This is a genomic window from Bradyrhizobium genosp. L, assembly GCF_015624485.1.
Taxonomy (GTDB): Bacteria; Pseudomonadota; Alphaproteobacteria; order Rhizobiales; family Xanthobacteraceae; genus Bradyrhizobium.
The window spans coordinates 4,475,787-4,501,395 of record NZ_CP061378.1 but is presented as its reverse complement, the minus strand read 5'-3'; the positions used below and the strand labels follow the sequence as shown (position 1 = coordinate 4,501,395).

29 protein-coding genes are annotated in these 25,609 nt (G+C 64.9%); 16 read left to right on the top strand and 13 right to left on the bottom strand.

The window, feature by feature from the left end; all coding sequences use genetic code 11:
• Positions 1–100: 100 nt before the first annotated feature.
• On the bottom strand, positions 101–1,381 hold the full coding sequence (locus tag IC762_RS21325; protein WP_246801134.1) for a polysaccharide deacetylase family protein: 1,281 nt from the start codon (positions 1,379–1,381) through the stop codon (positions 101–103).
• Positions 1,382–1,552: 171 nt separating this feature from the next.
• The gene (locus tag IC762_RS21320) at positions 1,553–2,368 is read right to left on the bottom strand and encodes a polysaccharide deacetylase family protein (RefSeq protein WP_195784204.1); all 816 of its coding nucleotides are present in this window, start codon (positions 2,366–2,368) and stop codon (positions 1,553–1,555) included.
• Between the two features lie 84 nt (positions 2,369–2,452).
• Between IC762_RS21320 and mgtE the strand changes: the two genes are divergently transcribed.
• The 4 genes from mgtE to IC762_RS21300 all read left to right on the top strand — a co-directional run bounded on the left by mgtE (position 2,453) and on the right by IC762_RS21300 (position 8,081).
• Positions 2,453–3,874: a magnesium transporter gene (gene mgtE, locus IC762_RS21315; RefSeq protein WP_195784203.1), complete on the top strand. Its 1,422-nt coding sequence runs from the start codon at positions 2,453–2,455 to the stop codon at positions 3,872–3,874.
• Between the two features lie 139 nt (positions 3,875–4,013).
• Positions 4,014–4,319 carry a helix-turn-helix domain-containing protein gene (locus tag IC762_RS21310; protein ID WP_195784202.1) on the top strand — a complete coding sequence of 102 codons (306 nt, stop codon included), beginning with the start codon at positions 4,014–4,016 and terminating at the stop codon, positions 4,317–4,319.
• Between the two features lie 711 nt (positions 4,320–5,030).
• Entirely contained in the window at positions 5,031–6,734 is a 1,704-nt protein-coding gene (locus IC762_RS21305; protein WP_195784201.1) for a phospholipase C, read from the top strand.
• A 15-nt stretch (positions 6,735–6,749) separates the two neighbouring features.
• A complete protein-coding gene (locus IC762_RS21300; protein WP_195784200.1) occupies positions 6,750–8,081 on the top strand; it encodes a cytochrome-c peroxidase in 1,332 nt (443 codons plus the stop codon).
• 7 nt (positions 8,082–8,088) lie between these two features.
• Here the strand turns inward: IC762_RS21300 and IC762_RS21295 are convergent, their stop codons facing one another.
• Both IC762_RS21295 and IC762_RS21290 read right to left on the bottom strand, forming a co-directional pair.
• Positions 8,089–8,847: an SDR family NAD(P)-dependent oxidoreductase gene (locus IC762_RS21295; RefSeq protein WP_195784199.1), complete on the bottom strand. Its 759-nt coding sequence runs from the start codon at positions 8,845–8,847 to the stop codon at positions 8,089–8,091.
• 14 nt (positions 8,848–8,861) lie between these two features.
• Entirely contained in the window at positions 8,862–9,617 is a 756-nt protein-coding gene (locus IC762_RS21290; protein WP_195784198.1) for an SDR family oxidoreductase, read from the bottom strand.
• A 98-nt stretch (positions 9,618–9,715) separates the two neighbouring features.
• On the opposite strand from IC762_RS21290, the gene IC762_RS21285 reads away from it, so the two are divergent.
• From IC762_RS21285 to IC762_RS21275, 3 genes are all read left to right on the top strand, one after another.
• On the top strand, positions 9,716–10,621 hold the full coding sequence (locus IC762_RS21285; protein ID WP_195784197.1) for an AraC family transcriptional regulator: 906 nt from the start codon (positions 9,716–9,718) through the stop codon (positions 10,619–10,621).
• Between the two features lie 59 nt (positions 10,622–10,680).
• Positions 10,681–11,499, top strand: coding sequence for an aldo/keto reductase (locus tag IC762_RS21280; protein WP_195784196.1), 819 nt, complete (start codon positions 10,681–10,683; stop codon positions 11,497–11,499).
• Positions 11,500–11,561: 62 nt separating this feature from the next.
• Positions 11,562–12,494: a hypothetical protein gene (locus IC762_RS21275; protein ID WP_195784195.1), complete on the top strand. Its 933-nt coding sequence runs from the start codon at positions 11,562–11,564 to the stop codon at positions 12,492–12,494.
• A gap of 24 nt (positions 12,495–12,518) precedes the next feature.
• Here the strand turns inward: IC762_RS21275 and IC762_RS21270 are convergent, their stop codons facing one another.
• The gene (locus IC762_RS21270) at positions 12,519–13,196 is read right to left on the bottom strand and encodes a DUF599 domain-containing protein (protein ID WP_195784194.1); all 678 of its coding nucleotides are present in this window, start codon (positions 13,194–13,196) and stop codon (positions 12,519–12,521) included.
• A 120-nt stretch (positions 13,197–13,316) separates the two neighbouring features.
• Between IC762_RS21270 and IC762_RS21265 the strand changes: the two genes are divergently transcribed.
• The 5 genes from IC762_RS21265 to IC762_RS21245 all read left to right on the top strand — a co-directional run bounded on the left by IC762_RS21265 (position 13,317) and on the right by IC762_RS21245 (position 16,576).
• A complete protein-coding gene (locus tag IC762_RS21265) occupies positions 13,317–13,970 on the top strand; it encodes a glutathione S-transferase family protein (RefSeq protein ID WP_195784193.1) in 654 nt (217 codons plus the stop codon).
• A 112-nt stretch (positions 13,971–14,082) separates the two neighbouring features.
• Complete coding sequence (locus IC762_RS21260; RefSeq protein ID WP_210338385.1) at positions 14,083–14,451, top strand: YidB family protein; 369 nt, start codon at positions 14,083–14,085, stop codon at positions 14,449–14,451.
• 223 nt (positions 14,452–14,674) lie between these two features.
• Complete coding sequence (locus tag IC762_RS21255) at positions 14,675–14,878, top strand: hypothetical protein (protein WP_195784192.1); 204 nt, start codon at positions 14,675–14,677, stop codon at positions 14,876–14,878.
• A gap of 200 nt (positions 14,879–15,078) precedes the next feature.
• Positions 15,079–16,026, top strand: a complete 948-nt coding sequence (locus tag IC762_RS21250; protein ID WP_195784191.1) for a hypothetical protein — start codon at positions 15,079–15,081, stop codon at positions 16,024–16,026.
• A gap of 109 nt (positions 16,027–16,135) precedes the next feature.
• Entirely contained in the window at positions 16,136–16,576 is a 441-nt protein-coding gene (locus IC762_RS21245) for a DUF1489 family protein (RefSeq protein ID WP_195784190.1), read from the top strand.
• 1 nt (position 16,577) lies between these two features.
• Here the strand turns inward: IC762_RS21245 and IC762_RS21240 are convergent, their stop codons facing one another.
• Positions 16,578–17,333: a hypothetical protein gene (locus IC762_RS21240; protein WP_195784189.1), complete on the bottom strand. Its 756-nt coding sequence runs from the start codon at positions 17,331–17,333 to the stop codon at positions 16,578–16,580.
• A 58-nt stretch (positions 17,334–17,391) separates the two neighbouring features.
• On the bottom strand, positions 17,392–18,243 hold the full coding sequence (gene panC / locus IC762_RS21235; protein WP_195784188.1) for a pantoate--beta-alanine ligase: 852 nt from the start codon (positions 18,241–18,243) through the stop codon (positions 17,392–17,394).
• 265 nt (positions 18,244–18,508) lie between these two features.
• On the opposite strand from panC, the gene IC762_RS21230 reads away from it, so the two are divergent.
• Both IC762_RS21230 and IC762_RS21225 read left to right on the top strand, forming a co-directional pair.
• Complete coding sequence (locus IC762_RS21230; protein WP_195784187.1) at positions 18,509–19,426, top strand: division plane positioning ATPase MipZ; 918 nt, start codon at positions 18,509–18,511, stop codon at positions 19,424–19,426.
• A gap of 20 nt (positions 19,427–19,446) precedes the next feature.
• A complete protein-coding gene (locus tag IC762_RS21225; RefSeq protein ID WP_195784186.1) occupies positions 19,447–19,878 on the top strand; it encodes a hypothetical protein in 432 nt (143 codons plus the stop codon).
• A gap of 131 nt (positions 19,879–20,009) precedes the next feature.
• Here the strand turns inward: IC762_RS21225 and IC762_RS21220 are convergent, their stop codons facing one another.
• The 4 genes from IC762_RS21220 to IC762_RS21205 form a co-directional block, all read right to left on the bottom strand.
• The gene (locus tag IC762_RS21220; protein ID WP_195784185.1) at positions 20,010–20,147 is read right to left on the bottom strand and encodes a hypothetical protein; all 138 of its coding nucleotides are present in this window, start codon (positions 20,145–20,147) and stop codon (positions 20,010–20,012) included.
• Between the two features lie 258 nt (positions 20,148–20,405).
• Positions 20,406–20,819 carry an MAPEG family protein gene (locus IC762_RS21215; protein WP_195784184.1) on the bottom strand — a complete coding sequence of 138 codons (414 nt, stop codon included), beginning with the start codon at positions 20,817–20,819 and terminating at the stop codon, positions 20,406–20,408.
• Positions 20,820–20,865: 46 nt separating this feature from the next.
• Positions 20,866–21,351, bottom strand: coding sequence for an SRPBCC family protein (locus tag IC762_RS21210; protein WP_195784183.1), 486 nt, complete (start codon positions 21,349–21,351; stop codon positions 20,866–20,868).
• Positions 21,348–21,665 (bottom strand): ArsR/SmtB family transcription factor, encoded by a 318-nt coding sequence (locus IC762_RS21205; RefSeq protein ID WP_195784182.1) that lies wholly within the window; start codon positions 21,663–21,665, stop codon positions 21,348–21,350. The genes IC762_RS21210 and IC762_RS21205 overlap by 4 nt, the downstream gene beginning before the upstream one ends.
• Positions 21,666–21,964: 299 nt before the next feature.
• Between IC762_RS21205 and IC762_RS21200 the strand changes: the two genes are divergently transcribed.
• Positions 21,965–23,083: an AraC family transcriptional regulator gene (locus IC762_RS21200; protein WP_246801132.1), complete on the top strand. Its 1,119-nt coding sequence runs from the start codon at positions 21,965–21,967 to the stop codon at positions 23,081–23,083.
• Positions 23,084–23,146: 63 nt separating this feature from the next.
• Here IC762_RS21200 and IC762_RS21195 read toward each other — a convergent pair whose 3' ends face one another.
• Positions 23,147–24,217 (bottom strand): PAS domain-containing sensor histidine kinase, encoded by a 1,071-nt coding sequence (locus tag IC762_RS21195; RefSeq protein ID WP_195790224.1) that lies wholly within the window; start codon positions 24,215–24,217, stop codon positions 23,147–23,149.
• Between the two features lie 40 nt (positions 24,218–24,257).
• The gene (locus IC762_RS21190) at positions 24,258–25,046 is read right to left on the bottom strand and encodes an alpha/beta fold hydrolase (RefSeq protein WP_195784181.1); all 789 of its coding nucleotides are present in this window, start codon (positions 25,044–25,046) and stop codon (positions 24,258–24,260) included.
• Positions 25,047–25,409: 363 nt separating this feature from the next.
• Here IC762_RS21190 and IC762_RS21185 point away from each other — a divergent pair, with 363 nt between their 5' ends.
• Positions 25,410–25,583, top strand: coding sequence for a DUF3606 domain-containing protein (locus IC762_RS21185; RefSeq protein WP_195784180.1), 174 nt, complete (start codon positions 25,410–25,412; stop codon positions 25,581–25,583).
• The last annotated feature ends 26 nt before the right edge of the window (positions 25,584–25,609 follow it).

The window sequence follows — 25,609 nt, the reverse complement described above, 5'->3', positions numbered from 1 at the left end:
TCGCGGTTCGGCAGGATTAATCGGATCATTCTAGCGTCTGCAGATTACCGCTGGACGAATTGTCGATCGATCCCGCTTGCATCGCCAAGATCGTGACGAATCAATCCGGCACGCGTTTGGCGACCGCCGCGGCTTCGGCGCGTGGGCCTCGCTTCTTCAAATTGGCGAGACGGACCGGGTCGTCGCTCGCCTTGGGCTGCGCGGCGTGCTGGGCCGCGCCCGGCCGCTTGCCGCGGACCGGACCGGCAGGCTGATGCGCGGCCTGCTTCGGGCGTCTGGCCTGACGTGCCGAGAACGCCTGCGCGCTCGGCCGCGCAGCGACGGATTGCGCGACCCGTGATCGCGCCGCGAGCAGCGTCAGGTCCAGCGCGTCGCGAAGTCGAAACACTTCCGGTCCCGGGATAGGCAAGCTCGCAACGGTTGCGGCCTGCGCGGGCAGTGGCTGCGGCCACTGCGTCGGGCAGGGCAGGGCAAGACGCGCGCGCTGCGTGTGATCGAGCACGTCGGCATCGCGCCAGTCCATGTCCGACAACACCGGGGCCGGCAGCGTCTGCGTCGCGGTGAAGACGAAATTGGGAATCTTCGGCCAGCGCGTGATCGCCACCGTCTCCGACGGCGGATGGAGATACCATTGCTGCGGCTCGGTCGGCGTTGCCGGCAGGTCCGCGGTCGCCGGCACGACATGGACGATGCGGTAGCCACGCGCCTTCAGCGTGTTGAGGATGTGCGGCAGCGCCGCCACGGTGCGCGGCTGAATGTCGTGCAGCAGCAGGATGCCCTTGTGCTTGGCCTCGATGCGCTGGATCGCGAGATCATAGACCCGCTGCGGCGAGATGTGGCGCCAGTCGTCCGCCGGGAAGTCGGCGCTCCAGACCTGGATGCCCTGCGAGGCCAGATATTGTTCGGGGATCTCGGCGCGCATCAAGCCGGGGATGCGGAAGAACGGCGCCAGCTTGCTCTTGTCGCCGTTCAGCGCAGCCAGCACCGAGGCGATGCCGCCATCGACCTCCTGCTTGACCTTGTCCAGCGACATCTTGTTCATGGTCAGCGGATGGTGCTGGCTATGCGTGCCGACGGTATGTCCGGCGGCGATCAGCTTGCGCACGCCTTCCGGATTGGAGTTGGCCTGAATGCCGATCTCGAAGAAGGTCGCCTTGACGCACTGGCTGGCGAGGATGGCCAGCACCTGGTTGGAGTATTTCGGCAGCGGCCCGTCGTCGAAGGTCAGCACCACCTCGTGATCGGCGAGCGGCAGCGTCTGCGGATATTGCATGGTGCCGATCCGCGGATGTTCCGTGGGATCGACCACCAGCGTGCGCGAGGTGCCGATGGCGTCCGGATTGCCCGGGCAATTCGCGGCAAGCGTTGTCTGCGGCGCCATCAAGCAGCCCAGCAGCGCCGCGCCGATCGCGGCCCGCGATCGCCTACCGATGCCCACCCGGACGCTCGCCATCACAAAACCTCGGCCGCCTTCCAATCGCACTGATTAGTCCCTACCGACCGCGCCATGAACGCCGCGTTAACACTTTGTAATCACGGCGCGACGGCGGGTTCAATGTGTCCGGTCCGACACAGTTTTGGCCTGCGCCGGCACGATGTGGACCACGTGATAATCGTGGTCATGCAGATACCGCAAAAACGCCGGCAGCATGTCATCCGTTCGCTGCTGCGGGTCGTGCAGCAGGATAATTCCCTTGCGGGCGGCCTCTAACCGCCCCGTGAGCAGTTTCAGTTCCTCCTCAGGCGTCATCTTGACCCAGTCGCTGGCCCAGAAATCCGCCCCGAACACCGCGATACCGCGCTTTTGGAAGCGGTCCAGCAGTTCGGGCGTCGACTCGAAATAGGGGAAGCGGAAGAACGGTGTGGTCGGCGTCGTGCTGTCGGTTCCGTGCAGGGCCTTGTCGACTGCCGCGATGCCGCGGTTGATATTGGCTTCGGCCTCATCGGGCGGCAGCTTGTTGAGATGGGGATGGTCCCAGCTGTGGTAGCCGATGGTGTGGCCGAGGCGCGCAACCTTGCGCACCATGTCGGGATGTTCGGTGGCATTGCGGCCGACCATGAAGAAGGTGGCCTTGACGCATTCGGTCGCGAGCGCCGTCAGCACCTTGTCGGTGAGACCGGGCGTCGGGCCGTCGTCGAAGGTCAGGATGACCTCCTTGTCCTGTAGCGGCAAGGTCTGTGGAAAGCTCTTCAGCCCGACGCGCGGATAGGTCGCGGGGTCGACCTCGAGCACGCGCGCGGTGCCGAGCGCATCCTTGCGCGGGCAGTCGGCGGCGCGCGCCAAGGCGATCGGCGCGGTGGCTGCGAGCGCGAGGACGATCGCAGCGGCGTTCAGGATCGTTCGTGGTCCGCTCGACATATTTCTCATTGCGTTGCGCCCCACCGATTAGGTAATCCGGTCCGCACTACTCAGACCCCATTTCCCACTCCTGTCAAACCTTTGAGACGCGGCATGGCCGAGGATATCGACGTTGCCGATCCCACACGGGCCGCTCCGCTCGACCCCGCGGCGATGCGGGACGAGGAGGGCGAGCTTCGCCCCGAATTCGTCGAAGGGATCACCGAGGCGATCCACGCCGCCGACCGGCCGCTGCTGTGCGAGGTGGTCGCGGAACTGCACGAGGCCGACCTCGGCGACCTGATCGCGGCGCTGGCGCCCGATGACCGCGTCACCCTGGTCGAGATCACCGGCGCCGATTTCGACTTTTCCGCGCTGAACGAGGTCGACGAGACCGTCCGCGAGGAGATCCTTGAGGAACTCGAGCCCGAGACGGTCGCCGAAGGCGTCCGCGAGCTGGAAAGTGACGACGCCGTCGAGCTGCTCGAGAGCCTCGACGAGGAAGACCAGGAAGAGATCCTGGAAAAGCTGCCGCCGTCCGAGCGCGAGGACATCGAGCGCAGCCTGCTGTATCCGGAAAATTCCGCCGGCCGGCGGATGCAGACCGAATTCATCGCCGTCGCCCCGGATTGGACGGTCGGCCGTGTGATCGACTACATGCGCGACACGCCCGACCTGCCTGATCGCTTCTACGAGATCTATGTGGTCGACGCTGACAGGCATTGGCTCGGCGCAGTTCCGCTCGACGTGTTGTTGCGCGCCCGCCGTCCGGTGCCGATCACGGACCTGGTCGACGAGGACCGCCGCCGCGTCTCTGCGCTGGAGGACCAGGAGCAGGTCGCGCGGATGTTCGGCAAGTACAATCTGGTCGCAGCCCCCGTGGTCGACACCACCGACAGACTTGTCGGCGTCATCACCATCGACGACGTGGTCGACGTCATCGAGGAGGAGGCCGACGAGGATCTCAAGGCGCTCGGCGGCGTCACCCATCCCGAAGAGCTTTCCGACACGGTCTGGACCATCGCCCGCGGCCGCTTCAACTGGCTCCTGGTCAATCTCGCCACCGCGTTCCTGGCCTCCTCGGTGCTCGGCCTGTTCGAGGGCCAGCTCGAGCAGATGGTGGCGCTCGCGGTGCTGGCGCCGATCGTGGCGAGCCAGGGCGGTAATGCCGCGACCCAGACCATGACGGTCGCGGTGCGCGCGCTCGCCACCCGCGAGCTCGGCTCGGCCAACGCATTCCGCGTGGTGTTGCGCGAAACCACGGTCGGGCTGGTCAACGGTCTGGCCTTCGCCGTCATCACCGGCATCGCTGCGGTGGCCTGGTTCAAGATCCCTGGCCTAGGGCTGGTGATCGGGCTTGCGATGATCTGCAACCTGATCGCCGGCGCGCTCGGCGGCATTTTGATTCCGATGGTGCTGGAGCGGGTGCGCGCCGACCCCGCGGTTGCCTCCGGCACCTTCGTCACCACCGTGACCGACGTGGTGGGCTTCTTCTCGTTCCTCGGCATCGCGACGTTGTGGTTCGGGCTCAAGTAACAAAGCGTTTTCGAGCGAAGGGGCACCGGTTCGCGTGAAGAAAACGGATCAGACAAGGGCTGCTTTATCGTTAATCGCGCCTTAACGCGCTTGATGGATGATGCCGCCATTTCCAGGGCGCGCCATCGAGGGGGCCATCATGCGGCGCTTGCGGCTCAAGGCGGACGGACGGATCGTCGAACTCTGCGACGGCAGGGAAATCCCGCTCGTGCCGCAGCCTGCGTCATCGCCAGCCACGCAGCCGGCGGTGCGCGACCTGCGCCGCCGCGCCCAACTGACCCAGCTCGAATTCGCCGCCAAGCTCGGCGTGCCCGTCGAGACCATCCGCAACTGGGAGCAGGGCAAGCGCGCCCCGCGCGGACCCGCCCGCGCGCTGCTCGCCGTGATCGCGCATTCGCCGGAGACGGTGTTCGCGGCGCTGTCGAGCGAGACGGCGCCGGCGTGAGACGGTCGGCGCGTTCGCTCGCGTCGCGCACGAGCGCAACATCAACGGTGTCGTCCTGGCGAAAGCCAGGACCCATAATCACCGAATATGATGGTGTAGCGAGATCGTGGCCCCAGCGCCGCTCCACAACCGACTTTTGGGGTAATGGGTCCTGGCTTTCGCCGGGACGACGTTGGAAAGACAATACGCCACAGACACAGCTGTCGTCCCTGCGAAAGCAGGGACCCATACTCCGCGGCGGATGTCTGTGAAAAAGACTCGTCGTTCCAGCGCCGTGCAACAATCGGCATTCGTGGTTATGGGTCCCTGCTTTCGCAGGGACGACATTGAGTGTGTTGCAGCATCGAGGGTCATGCTTTCGCACTCTCGCGACGCAGTCCACCGCATCTCGCTGCGACACTCTTGACGATGCGCAGTGCCCTCGATCGGACGCGAAGGGTAACCTTATTTCGCGTAAACCAAAATGTTTTTTCACTGCAGGGATTGCGCGGTCATGCAAATCGCTGATTGAGATTCTGACGGATATGCGCAATCGCGTGGGCATGCGGATTGATCCGCGCATCCACGCGCATGCTGCAACTGATGCGAGAAGTGCGCGCGATTTTTTCACAGTTGTCATCAACAGCATAAAACCGACACAGCGCTGTTACCGGACGTGTCTAATCTGCCGCAGGTTCACGTCATAAATCTGCAAAAGCAGGGGGCACTCTGGTGAAAGCCAAATTTCTTTCGACGGTCGGAATCTGTCTGGCCGTTGCTGCGGTCGCATACGGCGCTGCCGCGCAGGACGGCTGGGATCGTGATCACGATCACGACCGGGATCATCGTCATCCGCACGACATCCACACCGCGACGCCGATCAAGCATCTAGTCGTCATCTTCAACGAGAACCGCTCGTTCGACCACTATTTCGCGACCTATCCGAACGCCGGCAATCCGTCGGGCTCGATTCCCTTCAAGGCCAAGCCGCATACGCCGCAGGTCAACAACCTCGCCAACGCCAATCTGTTGACGAACAATCCGAACCTCAACCCGGCCAACGGCACCGGCGCGACCAATCCGTTCCGCCTCGATCGCACGCAGGCCAACACCAAGTCGCAGAACCACGCCTACACGCCCGAGCAGCAGGCCTATGACAACGGCAAGGCCGACCTGTTTCCGGAATTCACCGGCCGCGGCACTGCCGGCGGCGTCGGCGCGTTCGGCACCAACGGCCAGGTGATGGGCTATTTCGACGGCAACACCGTCACCGCATTCTGGAATTACGCCCAGAACTTCGCCATGAACGACAATCACTATACCGACACCTACGGGCCGTCGACGCCAGGCGCGATCGAGGTGGTCTCGGGCCAGAACAATGGCGTGCAGAACATCATCGGCACCTCGTCGTCGATCGCCGACGGCCAGGGCGGCTTGTCGCTGATCGGCGACACCGATCCGGCCTACGACCAGTGCTCGAGCACGACCAGCACGATGCTGATGACCGGCAAGAACATCGGCGACCTGCTCAACGCCGAACAGATCAGCTGGGGCGGCTTCATGGGCGGCTTCGATCTTACCCTCAAGAACACCAACGGCACCTCCGGCTGCGCACGCAGCACGTTCTCGAGCAACGTCGCCGGCACGATCGTGGACTACATTCCGCACCACGCCTGGTTCCAGTACTACAAGTCGACCGCCAACCCGACCCACGCACGTCCGAGTTCGGTCGATGCGATCGGTCATACCTACGTCGCCAATGGCAAGACGGTCGATCCGGCCAACCACGACTACGACCTCGAAGATTTCTACGCCGCGGTCAAAGCCGGCCATCTTCCGGCCGTCTCCTACATCAAGATGCCCGCCTTCCAGGATGCGCATGCCGGCAATTCCGATCCGCTCGACGAGCAGGTGGGCACTGTCGAGTTGATCAACTTCCTGATGAAGCAGCCGGAATGGCGTGAGACCGCCGTCATCATCACCTATGACGACTCCGACGGCTGGTACGACCACGCCTACGCCGTACCGACCACCGCGTCGTATGATTCGACCGCCGATCAGGTCAACGGTCCCGGCAAGTGCGGCCTCGGTGCCGCCAAGCAGCCGCAGCCCAATGGCCTGGGCGGCAAGCCGGTGAACGGCCGCTGCGGTCCAGGCACCCGCGTGCCCTTCATCGTGGTCTCGCCGTTCGCCAAGAAGAACTTTGTCAGCCACGTCAGGATTTCGCAGGCCTCCGTGGTGCGCTTCATCGAGGACAACTGGCTGCACGGCCAGCGCCTCGGTGGCGGTTCGTTCGACGAGAAGGTCGAATCGATTGCCGATATGTTCGACTTCGATCACGGCCACGATCACGACCGTCAGCAGGATACGCTGTTCCTCGATCCGACCGCGGGCACGGTCATCGTCAGCCCGCCGGATGATCACCATCATCACTAGGATCCCGGACGCGAAATGAACGGCCGCACTTTGTGGCTCCTCGGCGCCGGCCTGCTTTGCATGGCCGGCGCCGTCGCAGCAGTCGAGACGCAGGGGCTTTCGGGCGTAAATCCCAGCCCGGTGCAACTCAGGCGTCCGCCGGTTGCCCCGTTGTCCTCCATGGCGCAACTCGGCAAGCTGATTTTTTACGACGCCTCGCTTTCGTCATCCGGCGAACTGTCATGTGCGTCCTGCCACAGCCCGGATCACGCTTACGGCCCGACCAATGACGGACCGGTCATGCTCGGCGGCGCCTCGCTCAAGCGGCAAGGCGCACGTGCCGTTCCGTCGCTGAGCTATCTGGAGCGCCAGCCGAACTTCAGCATCGGGCCCGAGAAGGACGAGGACGACAACGTCGTCGACCTCGCGCAGATGGCGGCGATCGGCCAGCAGAGCGCGCGGGCGAAGAAGGTCGCGACCGGCACCGCCGCCTCCGCCGCCAACATCGTGCCGCAGGGCGGCCTGTTCTGGGACGGGCGCGCCGACACGCTGCAGGACCAGGCGCTCTTTCCGCTGCTCGACCCGAACGAGATGGATGGCGGCAGCCTCGAAGTCGTCGCGGACAAGCTGCACCGTGCACCCTATGCGCCGCGCTTTGTCGAGCTGTTCGGGGTCGGCATCTTCAGCAACAAGCGCCTGCTGGTCGCGGAAGCGATGTTCGCGGTGGCGCGCTATCAGGTGGAAGAGGAGAGCTTCCATCCCTACAGCAGCAAATATGACTACTGGCTGGAGGGCAAAGCGCGCCTGAGCGAGACCGAGCTGCGCGGCCTGCAATCGTTCAACGATCCCGAGAAGGCCAATTGCGCCGGCTGCCACACCTCGGCGCCGACCCGCGACGGCCTGCCGCCGTTGTTCACCGACCATCAATACGAGGCGCTCGGCGCGCCGCGCAATGCAGCGCTCACGGGCAATGGCGATCCGAACCATTTCGATCTCGGCGTCTGCGGCCCGCAGCGCACCGACATTGCAGAGCAGACGCAATATTGCGGCATGTTCCTGACGCCCACCTTGCGCAACACCGCGACCCGCCGCGCCTTCTTCCACAACGGCGCCTTCAGCACGCTCGAACAGGTGCTCGATTTCTACAATTTCCGCGACACGAATCCGGAGAAGGTGTTTCCGCGCTCGGCTGACGGCAAGGTCCTGAAGTACGACGACCTGCCGGAAAAATATCACGGCAATGTCGACGTCAGCGATCCCCCGTTCGAGCGTCACCTCGGCGAGGTGCCGGCGATGACGCCGCAGGACGAAGCCGACATCATCGCCTTCCTGAAGACGCTGACCGATGGCTATCAGGTGGAGCGTTGAGCTGACGTCACCATGGCAGCGTCCCTAACTTGGCGTGCGTGAAGGTGCCGGTCGGACCGTCAGGGCCGAGCAGCGCGACGCGCACCGCCTCGCGCGCGCCGTCCTCGACGCTCTCGATGCCTGCATAGCCGTTGAGGTTCGTCCTGGTGAAGCCCGGCGAGACGGCGTTGACCTTGATCCCGGTCGATTCCAGTTCGATCGCCATCGCAAGCGTCATGGCGTTGAGCGCAGTCTTCGAGGCAGGATAGACCGGACCGAAGATCGCGCGGTGGCTGGAGGCCGGGTCCGCATTCATGGTCAGCGAGCCGGCGCCGCTCGATACATTGACGATGCGTGCGCCGGGCGTCTTGCGCAGCAGCGGCAGCATCGCCTGGTAGACGGCGAGGACGCCGAACACGTTGGTCTCCCACACCGCGCGAACCTCGTCGAGCGACACGTTGCTCGGACGGGTCGTCGCTGCGTACTCTGCGACCGACTGATCCGGCCGCTTCGTCGTGTTCGAAATCGCGGCGTTCTGGATCAGCACGTCGAGGCGGCCAAATTCGCGGCCAACGCGTCCGGCCGCGGCCGATATCGAGGCCTGGTCGGTGACGTCGAGTTGGAGGGCGTGGGCATCCGGTCCGATCTCGCCCGCCGCGGTCACCCCGCGCGCGAAGTTGCGCGAGCCGACCAGAACGGCGAAGCCATGGGCAGCAAGATCCTTTGCGATCTGAAGACCGATCCCCTGGTTGGCCCCGGTGACCAGGGCGACTTGCTTGACTTGCATGTTGGGCTCTCCGATCAGCGGGCCTTGGCCAAGTCTCTGGCCCATTCGATGGCGTCGGCGCCTGCGGGGATGCGCATCGGGCTCGACGGATCGGTCACCGCGCGCCACACCGCTTCGGCCACGTCCTGTGCATGCGTGACCGGTCCCGATTCGCCGAAGCTCGCAAACACGCCTTTCACGAGCTCCGCATAGGCCGCATGGTCGAGGCCCTGCATGCGGGCACGCGCGTTGTCGGCGAAACGGGTCGACGGTGAACGGCCCGGCAGCACCAGCCGCGCGCGCACGCCGAACTGCGCGAGCTCAAGCGCCATCGACTCGGTGAAGGCGTTCACCGCCGCCTTGCTCGCGGTGTAGGCGGCGATCAGCGGGATCGATTTGATCGTCACGCTCGACGTGACGTTGACGACGACGCCGGCCCTGCGCGCCCTGAACTGCGGCAGCACCGCCTGTGTCACGGCCATGGTGCCGAAGGCGTTGGTCTCGAAGACCTCGCGGATCGTCGCCATCGGCATGGCCTCGAATGGCGAGGCCGCGCCGAAGCCCGCATTGTTGACGAGGGCGTCGAGCGGCCCGGCAGCCGCGACGGCGCGACCGATGCTCTCGGGATCATTGACGTCGAGCGGCAGCACACGCAGTTGCTGGGAGTGCGGCAGCACGTCCTCGCGCGGATTGCGCATCGTGGCGACAACGTTCCAGTCGCGTTCGAGGAAGTATTTGGCGGTCTCAAGTCCGAAGCCGGACGAGCATCCGGTGATCAGGATGGTGTTCATTGGGATCTTGGTGGTTGTTTACGATCCCGAGAAGCTAGGCGGCCGCGGCTGGACGTTCTATATTTGGAAGTCCAAGATTCGTTTGCAGGAGTCCGGTTTTGGTCGATCCGCTTGCCGAGGTGGTCACGCTGCTGCAGCCCAGCGTCCGGTTCGCCAAGGCCATCGTCGGCGCCGGTCCGTGGCAAGTCCGCCGCTCGGATGCCGGACAGCCGTTCTATTGCGTGGTGCTCGAGGGAGGCTGCCGCCTCGTGGTCGACGGGCACGAGCCGATGACGCTTCGCGCGGGCGACTTCGTCCTGATCCCTGCGGCCTACGACGTTGCGATGTCGAGCCTCGCGCCGCGCTCGGAGCAGGCGCCCGATACGTTGCCGGTCGCGCTTACGACCGGGGAGTTCAGGATCGGCGATCAGGACGGTCCGATCGACCTGCGGATGCTGGGGGGCCATTGTAGCTTCGGCTCTCCCGACGCCGGCTTGCTGGTCTCGCTGCTTCCGCAACTCGTGCATGTCCCTGGCGAACCGCGGCTCGCCACGCTCGTGCAGTTCGTGCGCGACGAATTCCTCGAAAGGCGGCCGGCGCGCGAGGTCATCCTGGCCCGTCTGATCGAGGTGCTGCTGATCGAAGCGCTGCGCTCCGCGGCGGGCACGGCGGCGTCTCCAGGCCTTGCGCGTGCGCTTGCCGATGAACGCCTTGCGATCGCGATCCGCAAGATGCACGAGACGCCGACCCGGCAATGGACCGTGGCGCAGCTTGCGAAGGAGGCGACGCTGTCGCGCTCGGCTTTCTTCGAGCGCTTCAGGCGCGCGGTCGGGGTTGCGCCGATGGAATATCTGTTGGCTTGGCGCATGGCGCTGGCCAAGAACCTGCTGCGGCGGTCCGAGGCGGGCGTCGCCGAGATCGCGGAACGCGTCGGCTACGGCTCCGCGAGCACGTTCAGCGTCGCTTTCACCCGCCATGTCGGACGGCCGCCGACGCAATATGCGCGGGAGCAGAAGCCGTCGTGAAGCCGCTCTGCACGCCGGCGTGAGTTGGCAGCGTCGGCTGCGGCGCGCATAATGTCCGGATGAACATGATCGAAGGCAACGGTGCCAAAATCCCCGCGATCGGGCTCGGCACCTGGGAATTGCGCGGACGGGCCTGCGCGCGCATCGTCGAGCAGGCGCTGCGGCTCGGTTATCGCCACATCGACACCGCGCAGATCTACGAGAACGAGCGCGAGGTCGGCGACGGGCTGCGCGCTTCCGGCGTCAAGCGTGACGATGTGTTCGTGACGACGAAAGTCTGGACCACGCATTTCAAGCCGAACGACCTCGAGCGTTCGGCCAAGGAGAGCCTGGCGCGGCTGCGGTTGACCGAGGTCGATTTGTTGCTGCTGCACTGGCCCAATCCGCAGGTGCCGCTCGCAGAGACGCTCGGCGCGCTGGCGAAGGTCAGGCAGGCCGGGCTGGCGCGCCATATCGGCGTCTCGAATTTCACCGTGGCGCTGATCGAGGAGGCGGTGGCGGCGTGCCCTGAGCCGCTCGCCTGCGACCAGGTCGAGTACCATCCCTATCTCGACCAGGCCAAGGTGATGGAGGCCTGCGCGTGCCATGGCATGGCGCTGGTCGCCTACAGTCCGATCGCCAAGGGGCGGATCAGGAATGACCGCGCGCTGGCGCGGATCGGCGACCGCTATCGCAAGACCGCCGCGCAAGTCTGCCTGCGCTGGCTGGTGCAGCAGAATGTGTCCGCGATCCCGCGCACCTCGAAGCTGGAGCGGCTGCAGGAGAACATCGACATCTTCGATTTCGAGCTGTCCGAGGCGGATATGCGCGAAATCAGCGCGATGGGCAGCCCGGGTGGCCGGCTGACCAATTTCGGCTTCGCGCCGAAATGGGATTGAGGCCGACCGCCCCGGACCGCTATTGTAGGTCTCGGGGAGACATCACGATTTGATCGAGTGGGATGAAGTTCCGGCCAAACGCGGATATCTTGGCGTCGGTGCTGGTGCACCTGTCGCTGCTTGCGCTGATTTTCGTCTATTCGGAGGTCCGCCAGCTCGATCCCGTCGCCGCTGACACGATACCGGTCGAGGTGGTGACCCCGCAGGAGGAGGCCGCCGCCGAGGTCACCCCGGCGCCGAGCCCGTCGCCGACGCCGGAGTTTCAATTGCCGTCGCTGGACAAGCCGGTGGAGCAGGCCAAGGAACAGCCGAAGTCTTCGGCCAAGTCCGAGCCGCCTGCGCAGGCCGCTGCGCCGCAGCCGTCGCCCCAGCCACCGCAGAAGCAGCCGACGCCGCAGCCCGAGCAGAAGCAGGCGACGCCGCCGGCGCCAAAGCCCAGTCCTGCTCCGCAGCAAGCCGCCGCCGCTGCACCGCCGCCGGCCGTTCCGCAGCCGCCGTCACAGGCCCCGCAGCCGTCACCGCAGGCCGCACCGCCGCCGGCCTACGCGGCGCCGCAACCCGATCTTACGGTCAAGTACAATGTCATGCTGGGCCTGCCGCCCGATCTCTCAGTGACGTCGCCGGCCGCGCCGCATTCCGCCGACGCGGGGGGCCCCGACAATTTCGATGCGCCGGCGATCGAGGAGGCCAAGGTCGGCTCCAGCGTGGTCGGCGAATTCCGTCGCCATCTGAAGACCTGCCTGAAGCTTCCGAACGCGGTGAAGAGCGACGACGATGTCAGGGTCAAGCTACGGGTGCTGATGACGCCGGACGGCAAGCTCGCGGCCCCGCCGCAACTGATCGAGGCGACCGCGTCGGAGAAAGGTCCACTGTTGATCCAGAGCGCGACCAGTGCGCTGAAGGCTTGTCAGCCTTACGCGATGCTGCCGAAGGATCGCTACGGCGAGTGGAAAGTGCTCGACCTCGATTTCACGCCAAGGGATTTCGCGTCATAGGCCTTCGTCATTCCTTCGCTTCCGCTAACTCCCCATCGCCTGCCAGGCGTTGGAGGCAAATTGCCGGCGCCAGATCACGATCACGACTGCGGCGGTCGTGATGAACAGCAGCCAGGGGCTGACGAACCAGCCGAGATAGCCGAGCGCGAAGAAGAACGCGCGCTGGCCGCGGTTGAAATGCTGGCCGGCGCTCTCGAACAGCCGCGTGGTGCGGATCACATGGGCTTCTGCTTCCGGCGTGTCGCGCTGGGGCGCCGGCGGCATCGCGCCGAACAGGATCGCGACGTAGTTGAACAGGCGATAGGCCCAGGCGAATTTGAAGAAGGTGTAGATGAAGATCAGGATCAGCCCCAGGCACTTGATCTCCCACAGCGCCGGCGAGGGGCTGAGATTGATCGGCAACGCGCCGAGCACGCTCTGCGCGTCGCTGGTGGCGCGCAGCAGCGCCAGCGCGCCGCCGATCGCGATCAGGCTGGTGGAGGCGAAGAACGCGGTGCCGTTCTGCAAGGAGGCCATGATCTGCATGTCGACCATCCGCGCCTCGCGGTTGAGCAGGTTGCGCACCCAGGTCTCGCGATAGGCGTGCATGCGCGCCGACAGGCTGTCGCGCCCGTAAGCCGTGCGCTCCAGCGTGATGGCGTAGACCGACCATTCGATGACGAAGAAGCTGACTGCCGTGATGTCGACCCAGTAGCCCGTCATGTTGCGTCCCCAGAGCATGCGCGGTCGCGCGTCCGCGCGGCGCGGCATCCGGTTTGATCTACAGGTTGAACGCGTGCAATGCACTATGGCAAAATGCGTCCCGCAACAGGATTCTCCGCCATGCTCAAGCTCGTGATCGGCAACAAGAACTATTCGTCATGGTCGATGCGGCCGTGGCTCGCGCTGCGCGCCAACGAGATCCCGTTCGAGGAGATCTTCATTCCGCTGTACACCGATCAGGCCGACAAGGACCGCATCCTGTCCTTCAGCAAGGCCGGCAAGGTGCCGACCTTGATCGACGGCGACGTCACGGTGTGGGATTCGCTTGCGATCATCGAATATCTCGCCGAACGATTCCCCGACGCAAAACTGTGGCCGGCCGATCGCGCCGCGCGCGCCCACGCCCGCGCGATCTCGGCGGAGATGCATTCCGGCTTCGTGGCGCTGCGCAACGAATGCGGCATGAACCTGCACCGGCCGATCCGCGCGGTGGCGCTGTCGGACGATGCGCGGGCCAATGTCGCGCGGGTCCAGGAGATCTGGGCCGATTGCCACGCCCGCTACGGCAAGCAGGGGCCGTTCCTGTTCGGCGCCTTCTCCGGGGCGGACGCGATGTATGCGCCGGTGGTGCATCGCTTCCGCACCTATGCGATCTCGGTCGAGGGCGCGGCGCGGCACTATTACGATGCGATGCTGGCGCTGCCGGCGTTCCAGCAGTGGACCCGCGATGGCCTCGCCGAGGCGCTGCTGATCGACCGATTCGAGCACGTCTGAGCTTTCGCTTCCGAATTGTGACGGGCCTCACAAAGATGGCGGCTTGACGCCAAGCCGGCAAAGGCGTCTGAATCCGGAACCAGTCTTTGCAATGGCAATGGAAGGTTCGATCATGGGCATTCTCGACTCCTTGGAAAACTCGCCTGAGCTGAAGGGGATGCTCGGCCAGCTCGGCGCGGCGGTGCTTCCCGCGGTGCTGGGCGAAGTGCTCGGCAATGGCGGGCAGGGCGGCTTGTCGGCGATCGTCGCCAAGCTCGAGCAGGCCGGCTTCGGCACGCAGGTCAAATCCTGGCTCGGCAACGGCCAGAACCTGCCGATCACGGCCCAGCAGCTGCAGGAGGTGCTCGGCAGCGACACGGTCAAGCAGCTGGCGGCACGGTACAATATTCCGATCGACCAGCTTTCGCAGGTGCTCGCCCAGCAGCTCCCGACCGCGGTCGACAATGCGAGTCCGGACGGCAAGCTGCCGCACACGGCCTGAGCGAACCGCCGGGAACCTGTTCCCGCGCCCGGTGTGGCCGGCGATTGCTGCCCGGCCCCCAGATTAACGCTTATCGCCCTGAAAAACCTGCAAAAACTGCACGCCGCCATGTCCCGATCCTGCTGGATTTTGGACGTGGCGATGTGCTAGCTTGCCGCAGGGTTCTCAAAACGCCGGCCAGCACACGGGGACAATGTGGGCTCCGCCGGCGATCTCTGAAAAAATGGAGAGGGCGTTGAAGCATAAGTACTCCGTTGGAGAGACGGTCTATTTCACGGCGAGCAACGTGGCGCGTCCCGCCGCCAGCGGCACCTACCAGGTGGTCCGCCTGCTGCCGACCGATGGCGATGACTGTCAGTACCGCATCAAGAGCACGACCGAAGCGTTCGAACGGGTAGCCAAGGAGAGCCAGCTCGTGCTGTCCTGACGGAATCGGCGCGCAGCCGGCGGCCGGGCGGTTCCGATCCCGGCGCCGACAATCCCGCTGCCGGCAATCGCGCCGCCGTCAAAAGGCCCTGTTCGCGGACGACCCATTGCGCTTGCGGTGGCGTGCTGATGGTTGGATGCCGGATGGCGGCATTCGCCCACCGCCGATTGTGCTTACGCTTGCGTTGAGGGACATCGCGCATGAACTGGGCTTGGACTTCTTCGCTGGATCAGATCTGGCGCTCGCCGACCTTTCCGATGTGGCTGACGCTGGCCGCGGCGGGGTTCTTTGGCATCGTCGTGCTGGTCACGCTGCTGCGCGCGGAAAAATCCGTCGCCAACGGCGCGCTGACGGTCATCACGCTGCTGTCCATCGCAGTTGCGGTCGCGGCGACGATCCGCGGCTTCACACCGGCCGGGCAGACGGCGCCCAGCGAGACGCGCACCGCGCAGGCCACCGACCAGGTGCTGCCGGCGCTCGCCTGCGTCGACGATCTGGCCGGCGAGGCCGTGCTCAATGCCTGCGAGAAGGTGCTGTTCGGCTCGGCCGATTCCACCGCGGCGGCGGTGAGCTATGCGGCCAACCAGATCTCGCGCCTGACCGCTGTCGGCGATATCGCGGCCGCCGAGCGCAATCCGACCACCGAGCTGCAGTCGCTGCGCCGCGCCATCGAGCATGATCGCTACGGCCTGATGGCCTACGTCCTGATGGCGCGCGACCATTGCACGCCGACGGCGTGCCCCGCGTTCCGCTCGCTTGGCGACAACCATCAGGTGATCGCCAACATGAACGACCGGACCTATGAGAACCTGATCACCCGCTACGCGACGGCCTGGAATGCGCCTGCCGCCCAGCCGTCGGCCGCCGCGGGCCTGGTCGCGGCGCTGCCGCCGTCGATGCCGACGGGCCGGCCGACCAATGCCGAGTTCCCGAGCGCGAATTCGACGCCGCCGGTGAGCATCATGTCGCCTGAGCCGGCCAGACCGCAGGCCGGTGCCGCGCCGCCGCCGGCGCCGGCCGCGCGTGCACCCGCGCCGACGGTTGCGGCCGCCAAGCGTCCGCCGGCCAAGCGTCCGGTGCAGATCGCGCCGCCGCCGGCTGCGCCGCCTGCCGCCAGCGCGCCCGCTGCTGGCACCGACGACCAATAGCGTGTCCGTGTAAACAGCCATCGCGCGGTTGTGAGCGCTGATCCCGATATCCACCGCCCGTGGATATCGCTCCCTTTCCAAAGCGCACGCCGGCCGCTAAATCCGGCGCATGCCGCTCCATCTCATCAAGCTTGCCGTCGGTTGCGAGTCCGTCAAGGACCTCAAGGGCTGGGTTGCCGAACGGATGGCGACCGCGAAGAAAAAGGGCCTGCCACTCCGTCACGTCCATATCACCCGAATGACGCCCAAGCGCGAGGAGGAGCTGCTCGCCGGCGGCTCGCTGTATTGGGTGATCAAGGGCGAGATCGCCGCGCGCGAGAAGATCGTCGCCATCGAGCCGTTCCGCGACAAGGACGGCATCGGCCGCTGCCGCCTCGTGATGCAGCCTAAGGTGATCGCGGTCTCGCCGCGACCGATGCGGCCGTTCCAGGGCTGGCGTTATCTGACCGCGGATTCGGCGCCCGCTGACCTCACCAGATCGAGCGCAGCCAGCGTGGCCTCGATGCCTGAACCGATGCGCCGGGAATTGCGCGATCTGGGCCTGCTGTAGGTCAGCGCGGCGTCACGATGTGCAGCCGCTCCCATTGCGACGCCGGGACCTCGACATAGCGGCCGCCGCCGGCGTTCTTGACGGCGACATCGAGCATTTCGTGGTCGATGCCCATGTCGCCGAGATAGCGCCGGAACTGGTCGGTGAAGATCGAGGTGAGGCTCTCGCGCTGCTCGGCCGAGACGTTGGGCGCGAGCCGGTTCTGGATCGTCATGCCGGTCAGCACCACGCGGCTGCCCGGCGGCAGGCTGCGATGCACGCCGCCCGAGAGCATCAGCACGCAGGCGAAATCGCAGATGATGTCGGCGGCCTTCTCCTTGGCATCGAGTGGGCCGCCGGGCCGCTTGAGCGCAAAGCAGTCGGCCTCTGACTTGTCGTTGCAGGCGTCGACCTCGGTCGCGCCGACGCTCGCATCGATGCCGCGGTCGCGCAGGATGCGGCCCATGCTGGTGGCGACGTTGAGGTTGGATTGGCCCTTGATGTTGATCACAACCGGGAGCTTGTGGCCGTTCTGCCGGTCGAGGATCGCCAGCAGCCGCTTGTAGCTGTCCCATTGCACCGCGCCTTCGGCCGCGATCCAGTCCGAACAGCCGGGGCCGCAGGCGTCCGCCGCGCCGTGCGCGACATAGAAGATCATCGCGCCGTTCGGTGAGCCGAAGCCGCCGATCGGCGGCCGGCCCTGGTTTTGGGCCTGTGCCGCGCCGGCGGCCAACAGTGCGATACCAAGGACAATGCTTTGCCTGAAAAATCGGGTCATCTGATTGCCTTTTGAAAGGCGTGATCATCCTCGCGCGGAGCGGCCGGTGCAAGAGGACCTAGACCGCGATGTTGTCGATCAGCCGCGTCGCGCCGAGCCTGGCCGCCACCAGCATCCGCATCGGGCCCTCCTTCAGCGAGCCGATCGGCGCCAAGGTCGCGGCATGGCGGACCTCGAGATAGTCGAGCACGAAGCCGGCCGCCGAGATCGCGGCGGCGCCGGCGGCCACCGCGGTTCCAGCGGCCTCGCCGGCGCGCAGGCGCGCGGCCACGTCCTTCATCGCCTGGTGCAGCACAGGCGCCGTGCGCCGCTCGTCGGGCGAGAGATAGACGTTGCGCGAGGACATCGCGAGCCCATCGCGCTCCCGCACCGTCTTGGAGCCGATCACCTTGACGCCGAGGTCGAGGTCCGCGGCCATCTGGGTCACGACACGGAGCTGCTGAAAATCCTTCTCGCCGAAGATCGCGACGTCGGGCCGGACTTGGGTGAACAGCTTGCCGACCACGGTCGCGACGCCGCCGAAGAAATGCGGCCGGAAGCGATCCTCGAGCCCGGCGGTGGCCGGTCCTTCCGGTACGATCCGCGTCGCGAAGCCATTCGGGTACATCGCCTTCACCTCGGGGTGCCAGACCAGGTCGACATCTTCGGCGGCGAGCTTGGCGATGTCCTCCTTCCAGGTGCGCGGATAGGAGCCAAAATCCTCGGTCGGCGCGAACTGCGTCGGATTGACGAAGATCGAGACCACGACGCGCTTGGCGCGCCGCCTGGCCTGGCGAACCAGCGACACATGGCCGTCATGCAGGGCCCCCATGGTTGGGACCAGCGCGACGGTCGCTTTCCGGGCGCGAAGCGCATCGAGGGCCCGACGCAGGGCAGGGACGGTGCGGACGACTGTGGGATTGCTCGGCATTGGCTCTCGGTCTCTTGGTCTTGATCGTGTGTGGGGGCATCGCCCGAATGGGGGATGTGGGCAGGCGGACGCAGTTTACCAACAGCGAAGCGATGCCGGCAAACCGGTGTCGCCACAGCATGGGGGCGTGCGCTGCCCGTCGTTGCGGCAGTTTCATGTGATCGATTCATCATTAAGGGCGGCAGCAATTGATTTCGACGTGCAGTGATGCATTTCACTTGACCGCAGCCGTGCCCGATTTGAAGATATTGCCGGGGGTCGAGTGATGTTAGTGCAGGCCAGTCAGGGTCAATCCGGCTCCGCGCACGTCGTCGTGCTCGGGAACGAGAAGGGCGGTTCGGGAAAATCGACCACCGCCCTGCATGTCGCCGTTGCGCTGTTGAAGGCCGGGCAGCGCGTCGCCAGCATCGATCTCGACTGCCGCCAGCAAAGCTTCACCCGCTACATCGACAACCGCCGGGCCTGGGCGCGGCGCTCGGGGCTCGACCTCGAACTCCCCGTCCACACCTGCATCAAATACGGCGAGACGATGCAGATCGAGGACAATGAGAACGCCGAGTTCCAGCAGTTCATGGAAGCGGTGAGCCGGGTGGAGCGCGAGTTTGATTTCATCGTCATCGATACGCCGGGCTCCGACAGCTATTTGATGCGGCTGGCGCACTCGATGGCCGATACGCTGGTGACGCCGATCAACGACAGCTTCCTCGATTTCGACGTGCTCGGCACCGTCGATCCCGCCACCTATGCGGTGACCGGCGAGAGCCATTACGCGGAGATGGTGCGTGACACCAGGCGCAAGCGACGCCAGCTCGACGGCTCCTCGACCGACTGGATCGTGGTCCGCAACCGGCTGTCGATGCTCGGCTCGCGCAACAAGCAGCTCGTCGCCGACGGGCTCAAGCAATTGTCGCTGCGGCTCGGGTTCCGCTCGGTCGATGGTTTCGCGGAACGCGTGGTCTATCGCGAGTTCTTTCCGCGCGGGCTGACCGCGCTCGACGACATCGACGAACTGACGCTCGGCACCCGCCCGAGCATGGGCCATGTCACCGCACGCGAGGAGGTGATGAACCTGTTGCGCCAGCTCAAGCTGCCGCTCGACGAGCGCGGCCGCCGCCGCGCCGCCAACCGCGCCGAATGGTTCAGCCAGGTCGACAAGCCGCTGGAGCTTCACGACATCCTGTAGGATTGACGAGGGGGAATGCCATGCACCGGATACTCACCGTGGTCAGCATCGCGGTCTTCACGCTGGTCACGGCCAGCGCCGCCTATGCCGAGAAGGTGTTTTATCTTCACGATCCCGGCGGCAACGTCGGCGCGCACATTTACAAGTACACGCAGGTCAATGCGGAGTATGATCGCGTGGTGATCGACGGTCGCTGCAAGTCGGCTTGCACGACGGTGCTGGGGACCGTTCCGCTCAACAAGATCTGCATCACCCCGAGTGGCTACTTCATGTTTCACGCCGCACATCACAGCGACCGCAGCATCTACCCCGGCCAGACCCAGTTGATGATGTCGGCCTATGCGCCCGAGGTACGCGACTGGGTGATGAAGCACCACGCGCTCGACCAGGTGGACCCTTACACGTATCTGTACGCAAGGAACGTCACGTTCATCCGCCACTGCAGCCGATAGCCCGGGAATTGCGGTGACGGTGCATCTGACTGACGTCAATTGGGTGCACCGTCACCGCAGTCGTAATCGCGCAATCTCGAGTCGGCAATGCGAGGCGGGCGCCGCAACGTCGGCGCCGCCCATCACCGACGTCATACGCGCTGGGTCGCGATGGACGCCCATAATGCGACCGTCGTCAAAAACGTGCCCAAGGCGAGAAATGACGCGAGTTCGATCAGCAGATCTTCGAGCCAACGCAGGCGGGAATTGATTTCGATATTGTCGTTCATGAAATGCTCTTTCCGAATACAGCGGCACAATCCGCATCGGTCGGTTGAGCAACTTGCGTACCAGGCCCCAATTCCAACGACGTCAGCGATTTAGATGGTTAAGAGGACGTAGCTCGACAAAGCACCGGGAACTTTCTTCCTGGTGCCGGGGAATTGTGACATCCGCAGAATCACGGGTCGCGCGCGCGTTGCGATTGCAGGACCGGGCAATCCTGGAAGGTGACTTGCGTGCGAGCCCCCCGGGATGACCGAGATGACTTAGCCGATGGCAGCCACAGTGGTCGTCGCAATGAGAACGACGGTGACGAGTGCCCCTGCAACATAGAGAATTGTTCTGACGCTGCCGCCTTTGGCAGCGTTGCCGCCGCGCAGGTAGACCGCAACGTGGATCAGGCGGATCGCGACGTAGATCCATACGAGCGCGGCAAGCGTGATCGGCCGTACCCCCACCATCATCGCCAGTAGAGCCGGGACGACGAAAGGTGTTAGCGCTTCGACCGTGTTCATATGAACGCGATCGATGCGGTAGAGCAGGTTGTCGTCATCCGCCGGCAGGACAGGTCCGGAGAGTGCTCCCGCCCTGCCTTTGGACGATCCCGAATGAACCGCGAGCACGATCGACAGGAGGCAGAGGATGAGCACTCCTACGATGCTAAACGAGTAAGCAGCCATACTAGCCTCGGCAATTGATCATCACGGCGCAACGGACAAGCGAGCGTCAGGCCTCGCGGGCGATGAGTTCGGCAAACCGCCGGAGATAGAGCGGCCAGCCCTGATCGCTCTCGACGGCTGCGCGTTCGGCTTCCCAGCCCTCGCCATGCCGTTCGAGGTGGCGGTGCTCCAGCTCCAACCGAGTCCGGCTTGGCGTCTCGGCGATGAACCGCACCTCCCATTCACTGGTCTTGTCGGGATTGGTCTCGATTTGCCAGCGCGGGCTGATGTCCCAGCTTAGGAGCAGCCGATGGGGCGGCTCAAAGGCCAGCACGCGCGCCCAGCGGCATTCGCTGCCGTCGATACCCCGATCATAGATGTGCCCGCCCACCCGAGCCTCGAACACGGTCTCCGCGATCGGGACGGCAAGCAGATTGTGCTCGCGCGGCTTGAAGCTGCCGAAGTCTTCGGTGAAGACCTTGAATGCGCGCTCGATGGGCGCCTCGACCACGATGGACTGTTTGATCGGCGCAGGCGATACACGTGTGTTCATTGCTCTCCCTCGCGTGGTTTTTCGACCGCCACTTTGTAGGCTGCCAGTGTGCTGCTCCAGAACCGGTCGAGCCAGGCGCGCATCTGGCCAAGCCCTGCCGGATCGATGTGATAAACGTTGCTCGCACCCTTCGGCTCGGCACGAACCAGGCGAGATTCACGCAGCACCTTGAGATGCTGTGAGACGGCCGATTGAGAGACCGTCAGTTCTCGCGTGATCTCGACGACGGTGCGAGGCCGCGCCCCCACCAGCTCGAATATCCGCCTGCGGGTAGGATCGCCCAGGGCAGCTAGTTGCACATTGTCTTTAGCCATCACTCAGGCAGCCATGCCGGCGGGTCCTGCCGCTCGGTCGCCAGACCGGTTTGTGAAATTATAATTAGTCATAGCTAATGATTAGCATGGGCTAATGGTAAGGTCAAACATCGCCGAATGGCCAAGTTCACGAGATCGTCGGCAGTTGGGCGCATGTTTCGGCGATCCCACAGAGACTGGAAATCGCGGCCGTGTAGGGCGGCCCTTGATGCGCTGAAGTCTTCCCCTGTAAGCCTTGCCCTATAAGCCTTGCCCTGTAAGCCCGAAGCTTCATATTTGTCGGATGGAGCGTCCCGATCGTGAGTAGCAGCGCGGCGATCGATCTGGGGTTTCGCGGCGCCGCCGTCGCGTTGTCGTTGCTGATCGCAGGCGTGCTGCTGCGCGACCGCCGTGACACGGCGGCGCGCCTGAGTGCCGCGCTGCTCATCAGTGTCGCGGCCTCGGCGATCTCCGAGGCGCCGGGATTTCCGCGGCCATGGCCATATTGGGCCCTGATCGTGCTGGCCTTGTCCAGCGGCGGGGCGGTCGTGTTCTGGCTCTGGGCGCGCGCGACCTTCGATGACGATTTCATGCTGCGGCCCTGGCACGGCACCTTGCTGGTCGCCGTTGCCGGCACGCAATTGTTTGACGTCTGGCCGACACGCGCGGGGCTCAGGGGCGGTCTCGATCGACCGCTGTCGTTTGTCTATCTTGGCCTCACTGTCCTGGCTGCGGCACAGACGCTCGCGACGTGGCGGGCGGACCTGGTGGCCGGACGGCGGCGGTTGCGCGCCGTCGTCCTGCTCGGCGCATCGGCCTATAGCATTGCTGCCTTTCTCCACAAGCTTTTGCCCGCCTCGGTTTCCGATTCCTCCATTTGGAGTATCGCCAATGCGTTCGCGGTGTGGCTGCTGTTGAGCCTCAGTGCATGGAGCCTGCTTCAGGCAGCGAGAACGCAACCACGATCCGGCCTTCTCCCAACGACCGGCGGTCTCCAGGGAGATATCGACGCTGCGCCGCCCGAGCGGCAGGACAAGCCGTCCGCGATCGATCCCGACTTGTTGCGCCGGTTGCAGCGGTTGATGACCGTGGAGCGCGCCTATCGGCGTGAAGGACTGACCATCGGCGCGCTGTCCGCCGAACTGGGCGTTCAGGACTACCGGCTGCGGCAGCTGATCAATGAGGGGCTCGGGTACCGCAACTTCAATGCCTTCCTCAATCACTACCGGATCGATGAAGCCAAGGCGGCCCTGGCCGATCCCGGGCAAAAGCAGGTGCCGGTGCTGACCATCGCCATGGATGCCGGCTTCCAGTCGCTCGGCCCGTTCAATCGGGCCTTCAAGGCGGCCACCGACGTGACGCCCACCGAATTCCGCCGCCTTGCGCTGGCCGGCCACGCGTCCCAACCGGGAAAGGGAGATGACGACCGAATTGATTGACGATCAGCGAGGTCCAGATCCAGCCTGTGATCGCGCATGCGGCTGGAAGATCTCAGTTCCGACTTACCGAAGCGGCATGACGAAGCTGAAGCACGTTTCGTTTGCGGTCGAGCTGACGGTAAGCGCGCCGTCGTGGGCTTTCGCGATTTGCGAGGCTATGTGCAGGCCCAGGCCAAGCCCCTGGCGGCTGGCGCGAACTTCTCCCCGGAAGAACGGCTCGAAGAGTTTGGCCATCGCGTCTTGGGGGATCGGATCGCCGCCATTGGTAACAGTCAGTCTGAACGATCCTGCGTCCGTCGCTGCCTGAACGCGTATCGGCTGGTTGGACGCGCCGTGCGTCACGGCGTTGCCGACGAGGTTCGAGACCAATTGTCCGATGCGAGACCTGTCGCAATTCACCGGGGCGTCGATGGCATAAAGTTCGATGATGTCCCGCCCGGGGGACGACAAGCGTAGCTCGTCGATGACCTGGTGCAGCACCGGCTCCAGCGGCGCTCTGGCATCGCGGTTGAGGGTAATGCCGCCTCCCAACCGACCGCGCGCGAAATCGAGGACGTTGTCGATCAGGCCGGCCATGCGTACGACGGTGCTTTGGAGCATCGCCACGACTTGATGCTCCCTGTCGGTCTTGGCGTCCCGTCCGAGAATGCGGGCGCCGGCACTGATCGAGGCGAGAGGGTTGCGCAGGTCGTGGCCGAGCACCGCGATAAACTGCTCCCGCAGCTTGGAAGTCGCCCGTTCGTCCGCGAGGCTGACGGTCGCCTCGTCGCGCGCCTGAAGCAGCTGGTTTTCGTAGCGCCGCCGGTCCGTGGCCTTGATCAACGCCAGACGCACGAACAGCGGCTTCCCCGCTGCGTCCCGTCCCTCGTGGGCGTTGGCGATCATCTGCACCGGCTTGCCGTCCGCACCGACGACGTCAACGGCGAACTCGTTGAAGTAGCCCTGCATCCGCAGCAGCGGCGCGATGTGGGTTTCGTAGAAGATGCGTCCGGCGATGTTGAGGAAGTCGCTGAACCGATTGCCGACCATCTGATCGGCCGTATGTCCGGTCCAACCGAGCATGGTTCGATTGACACGCTCGACGCGTCCGTTCGTCAGCAGCACCACGTAGCCGCAGGGCGCGTTCTCGAACATATCCTCGAAATCATCGATCCGGGAGTCGGACACCGGCGGGTCAGACGAAGGTTCGCATGGCCGCAATCACCTCGTCGGGCGCGCTGAGGTTCGGGCAATGGCCGGTGGCCTCGAGAACGACGAAGCGGCTCTTGGGAATGCTGCCGTGGACGAACTCGCCTGCCGCCTGTGGCGCGATGACGTCCTCGCTGCACTGGAGAATGAGCGTCGGAACGTCGACGCCCGGCAGGTCCGCGCGGTTGTCGGACATGAAGGTGACACGGGCAAAGGCCTTGGCGATCGCAGGATCGGTCCGGCAGAAGCTGTTGGTCAGTTCTTCGCCGAGCTCGGGGCGATCCGCGTTGCCCATGATCGCCGGCGCCATCTGCGCAGACCAGCCCATGTGATTGGCTTCCAGAAACTGCAGAAGCTCCTCGATCTGGCTGGCGCCGAAGCCGCCGACATAGTCGCCGTCGTCGATGTACCTGGCTGACGGCCCGATCATCACGAGCTTGCCGAACATGCCGGGCGCCTTCGGCACCGCCAGCGCACCGATCATCGCGCTGACCGAATGGCCGACGAAGACCGCATCCTGCAATCCGAGTTTGCGGCCGATTTCGACGACATCGTCGGCGTAGCCGCCGAGCGTCGAATATTTTGCCTTGTCGTAGGACAGGAGATCAGATCCGCCGGCCCCGACCTGGTCGAACAGGACGGTCCGGTAGTCGTCCTCGAACGCCGGAGCCACGAACCGCCACATGTTCTGATCGCAGCCGAAACCATGGGCGAACATCATCGCCCTGTCGCCCGAGCCATGAACCCGGACATTGTTTCGCTCGATCACGTCCATTCAGTTTGTCCCAACTCGCCTGCGCCCGTCGACCGTAACACCTTTGGTTCGGACGACTCAAATCGTCAAAAAGCCGAAGGTTCCGGAAGGGGCCGGATCGCGTTCGACGCCACCAGTCAGAGCGTCGGCAGTCCGCAATCGCATCCCGTTCGGTAGCGGTATCTGCTCTCGAACCGGAGGCCGGCAGCTCCCATTTTGCAGCCAGGCGGAATTTCAAGTGCGATTGGAACGTTGGCCGATCCAGCATGTTTCGTTTGCGGCGACAAAATCTGCGCGAGGAGCGGGACCCGTCACCATCGCGACCAGGGCGTTGTAGCGCCTGCCGGCCACGTTCGAACCCTGGCTCCTCACCGCGAGTGCAACATGATCAGCAAGCGCAAGCCCGCCTATTTCCGCAACGCGCTGGATTTGAGCGACAAGGTGCAGGTCAAGGTTCTGCGCCGACGTCTCAAACTATCGAATGAGCAGCTCACCAGCGTCGTTCGCAAATCGGGCAATTCCATCTCGGCAATTGCCAAGGAATGCACGAAAGCATAGGCCGCGAGGCGACTTTCACGTCGCCC

Bases quoted from the DNA above. Each gene is read 5' to 3' on its own strand.
- IC762_RS21325 (WP_246801134.1), bottom strand. From the start codon at position 1,381: ATGGCGCCGCAGACAACGCTTGCCGCGAATTGCCCGGGCAATCCGGAC.
- IC762_RS21320 (WP_195784204.1), bottom strand. From the start codon at position 2,368: ATGAGAAATATGTCGAGCGGACCACGAACGATCCTGAACGCCGCTGCG.
- mgtE (WP_195784203.1), top strand. From the start codon at position 2,453: ATGGCCGAGGATATCGACGTTGCCGATCCCACACGGGCCGCTCCGCTC.
- IC762_RS21310 (WP_195784202.1), top strand. From the start codon at position 4,014: ATGCGGCGCTTGCGGCTCAAGGCGGACGGACGGATCGTCGAACTCTGC.
- IC762_RS21300 (WP_195784200.1), top strand. From the start codon at position 6,750: ATGAACGGCCGCACTTTGTGGCTCCTCGGCGCCGGCCTGCTTTGCATG.
- IC762_RS21295 (WP_195784199.1), bottom strand. From the start codon at position 8,847: ATGCAAGTCAAGCAAGTCGCCCTGGTCACCGGGGCCAACCAGGGGATC.
- IC762_RS21290 (WP_195784198.1), bottom strand. From the start codon at position 9,617: ATGAACACCATCCTGATCACCGGATGCTCGTCCGGCTTCGGACTTGAG.
- IC762_RS21280 (WP_195784196.1), top strand. From the start codon at position 10,681: ATGAACATGATCGAAGGCAACGGTGCCAAAATCCCCGCGATCGGGCTC.
- IC762_RS21275 (WP_195784195.1), top strand. From the start codon at position 11,562: ATGAAGTTCCGGCCAAACGCGGATATCTTGGCGTCGGTGCTGGTGCAC.
- IC762_RS21270 (WP_195784194.1), bottom strand. From the start codon at position 13,196: ATGACGGGCTACTGGGTCGACATCACGGCAGTCAGCTTCTTCGTCATC.
- IC762_RS21265 (WP_195784193.1), top strand. From the start codon at position 13,317: ATGCTCAAGCTCGTGATCGGCAACAAGAACTATTCGTCATGGTCGATG.
- IC762_RS21260 (WP_210338385.1), top strand. From the start codon at position 14,083: ATGGGCATTCTCGACTCCTTGGAAAACTCGCCTGAGCTGAAGGGGATG.
- IC762_RS21255 (WP_195784192.1), top strand. From the start codon at position 14,675: ATGGAGAGGGCGTTGAAGCATAAGTACTCCGTTGGAGAGACGGTCTAT.
- IC762_RS21250 (WP_195784191.1), top strand. From the start codon at position 15,079: ATGAACTGGGCTTGGACTTCTTCGCTGGATCAGATCTGGCGCTCGCCG.
- IC762_RS21245 (WP_195784190.1), top strand. From the start codon at position 16,136: ATGCCGCTCCATCTCATCAAGCTTGCCGTCGGTTGCGAGTCCGTCAAG.
- IC762_RS21240 (WP_195784189.1), bottom strand. From the start codon at position 17,333: ATGACCCGATTTTTCAGGCAAAGCATTGTCCTTGGTATCGCACTGTTG.
- panC (WP_195784188.1), bottom strand. From the start codon at position 18,243: ATGCCGAGCAATCCCACAGTCGTCCGCACCGTCCCTGCCCTGCGTCGG.
- IC762_RS21230 (WP_195784187.1), top strand. From the start codon at position 18,509: ATGTTAGTGCAGGCCAGTCAGGGTCAATCCGGCTCCGCGCACGTCGTC.
- IC762_RS21225 (WP_195784186.1), top strand. From the start codon at position 19,447: ATGCACCGGATACTCACCGTGGTCAGCATCGCGGTCTTCACGCTGGTC.
- IC762_RS21220 (WP_195784185.1), bottom strand. From the start codon at position 20,147: ATGAACGACAATATCGAAATCAATTCCCGCCTGCGTTGGCTCGAAGAT.
- IC762_RS21215 (WP_195784184.1), bottom strand. From the start codon at position 20,819: ATGGCTGCTTACTCGTTTAGCATCGTAGGAGTGCTCATCCTCTGCCTC.
- IC762_RS21210 (WP_195784183.1), bottom strand. From the start codon at position 21,351: ATGAACACACGTGTATCGCCTGCGCCGATCAAACAGTCCATCGTGGTC.
- IC762_RS21205 (WP_195784182.1), bottom strand. From the start codon at position 21,665: ATGGCTAAAGACAATGTGCAACTAGCTGCCCTGGGCGATCCTACCCGC.
- IC762_RS21195 (WP_195790224.1), bottom strand. From the start codon at position 24,217: ATGTTCGAGAACGCGCCCTGCGGCTACGTGGTGCTGCTGACGAACGGA.
- IC762_RS21190 (WP_195784181.1), bottom strand. From the start codon at position 25,046: ATGGACGTGATCGAGCGAAACAATGTCCGGGTTCATGGCTCGGGCGAC.
- IC762_RS21185 (WP_195784180.1), top strand. From the start codon at position 25,410: ATGATCAGCAAGCGCAAGCCCGCCTATTTCCGCAACGCGCTGGATTTG.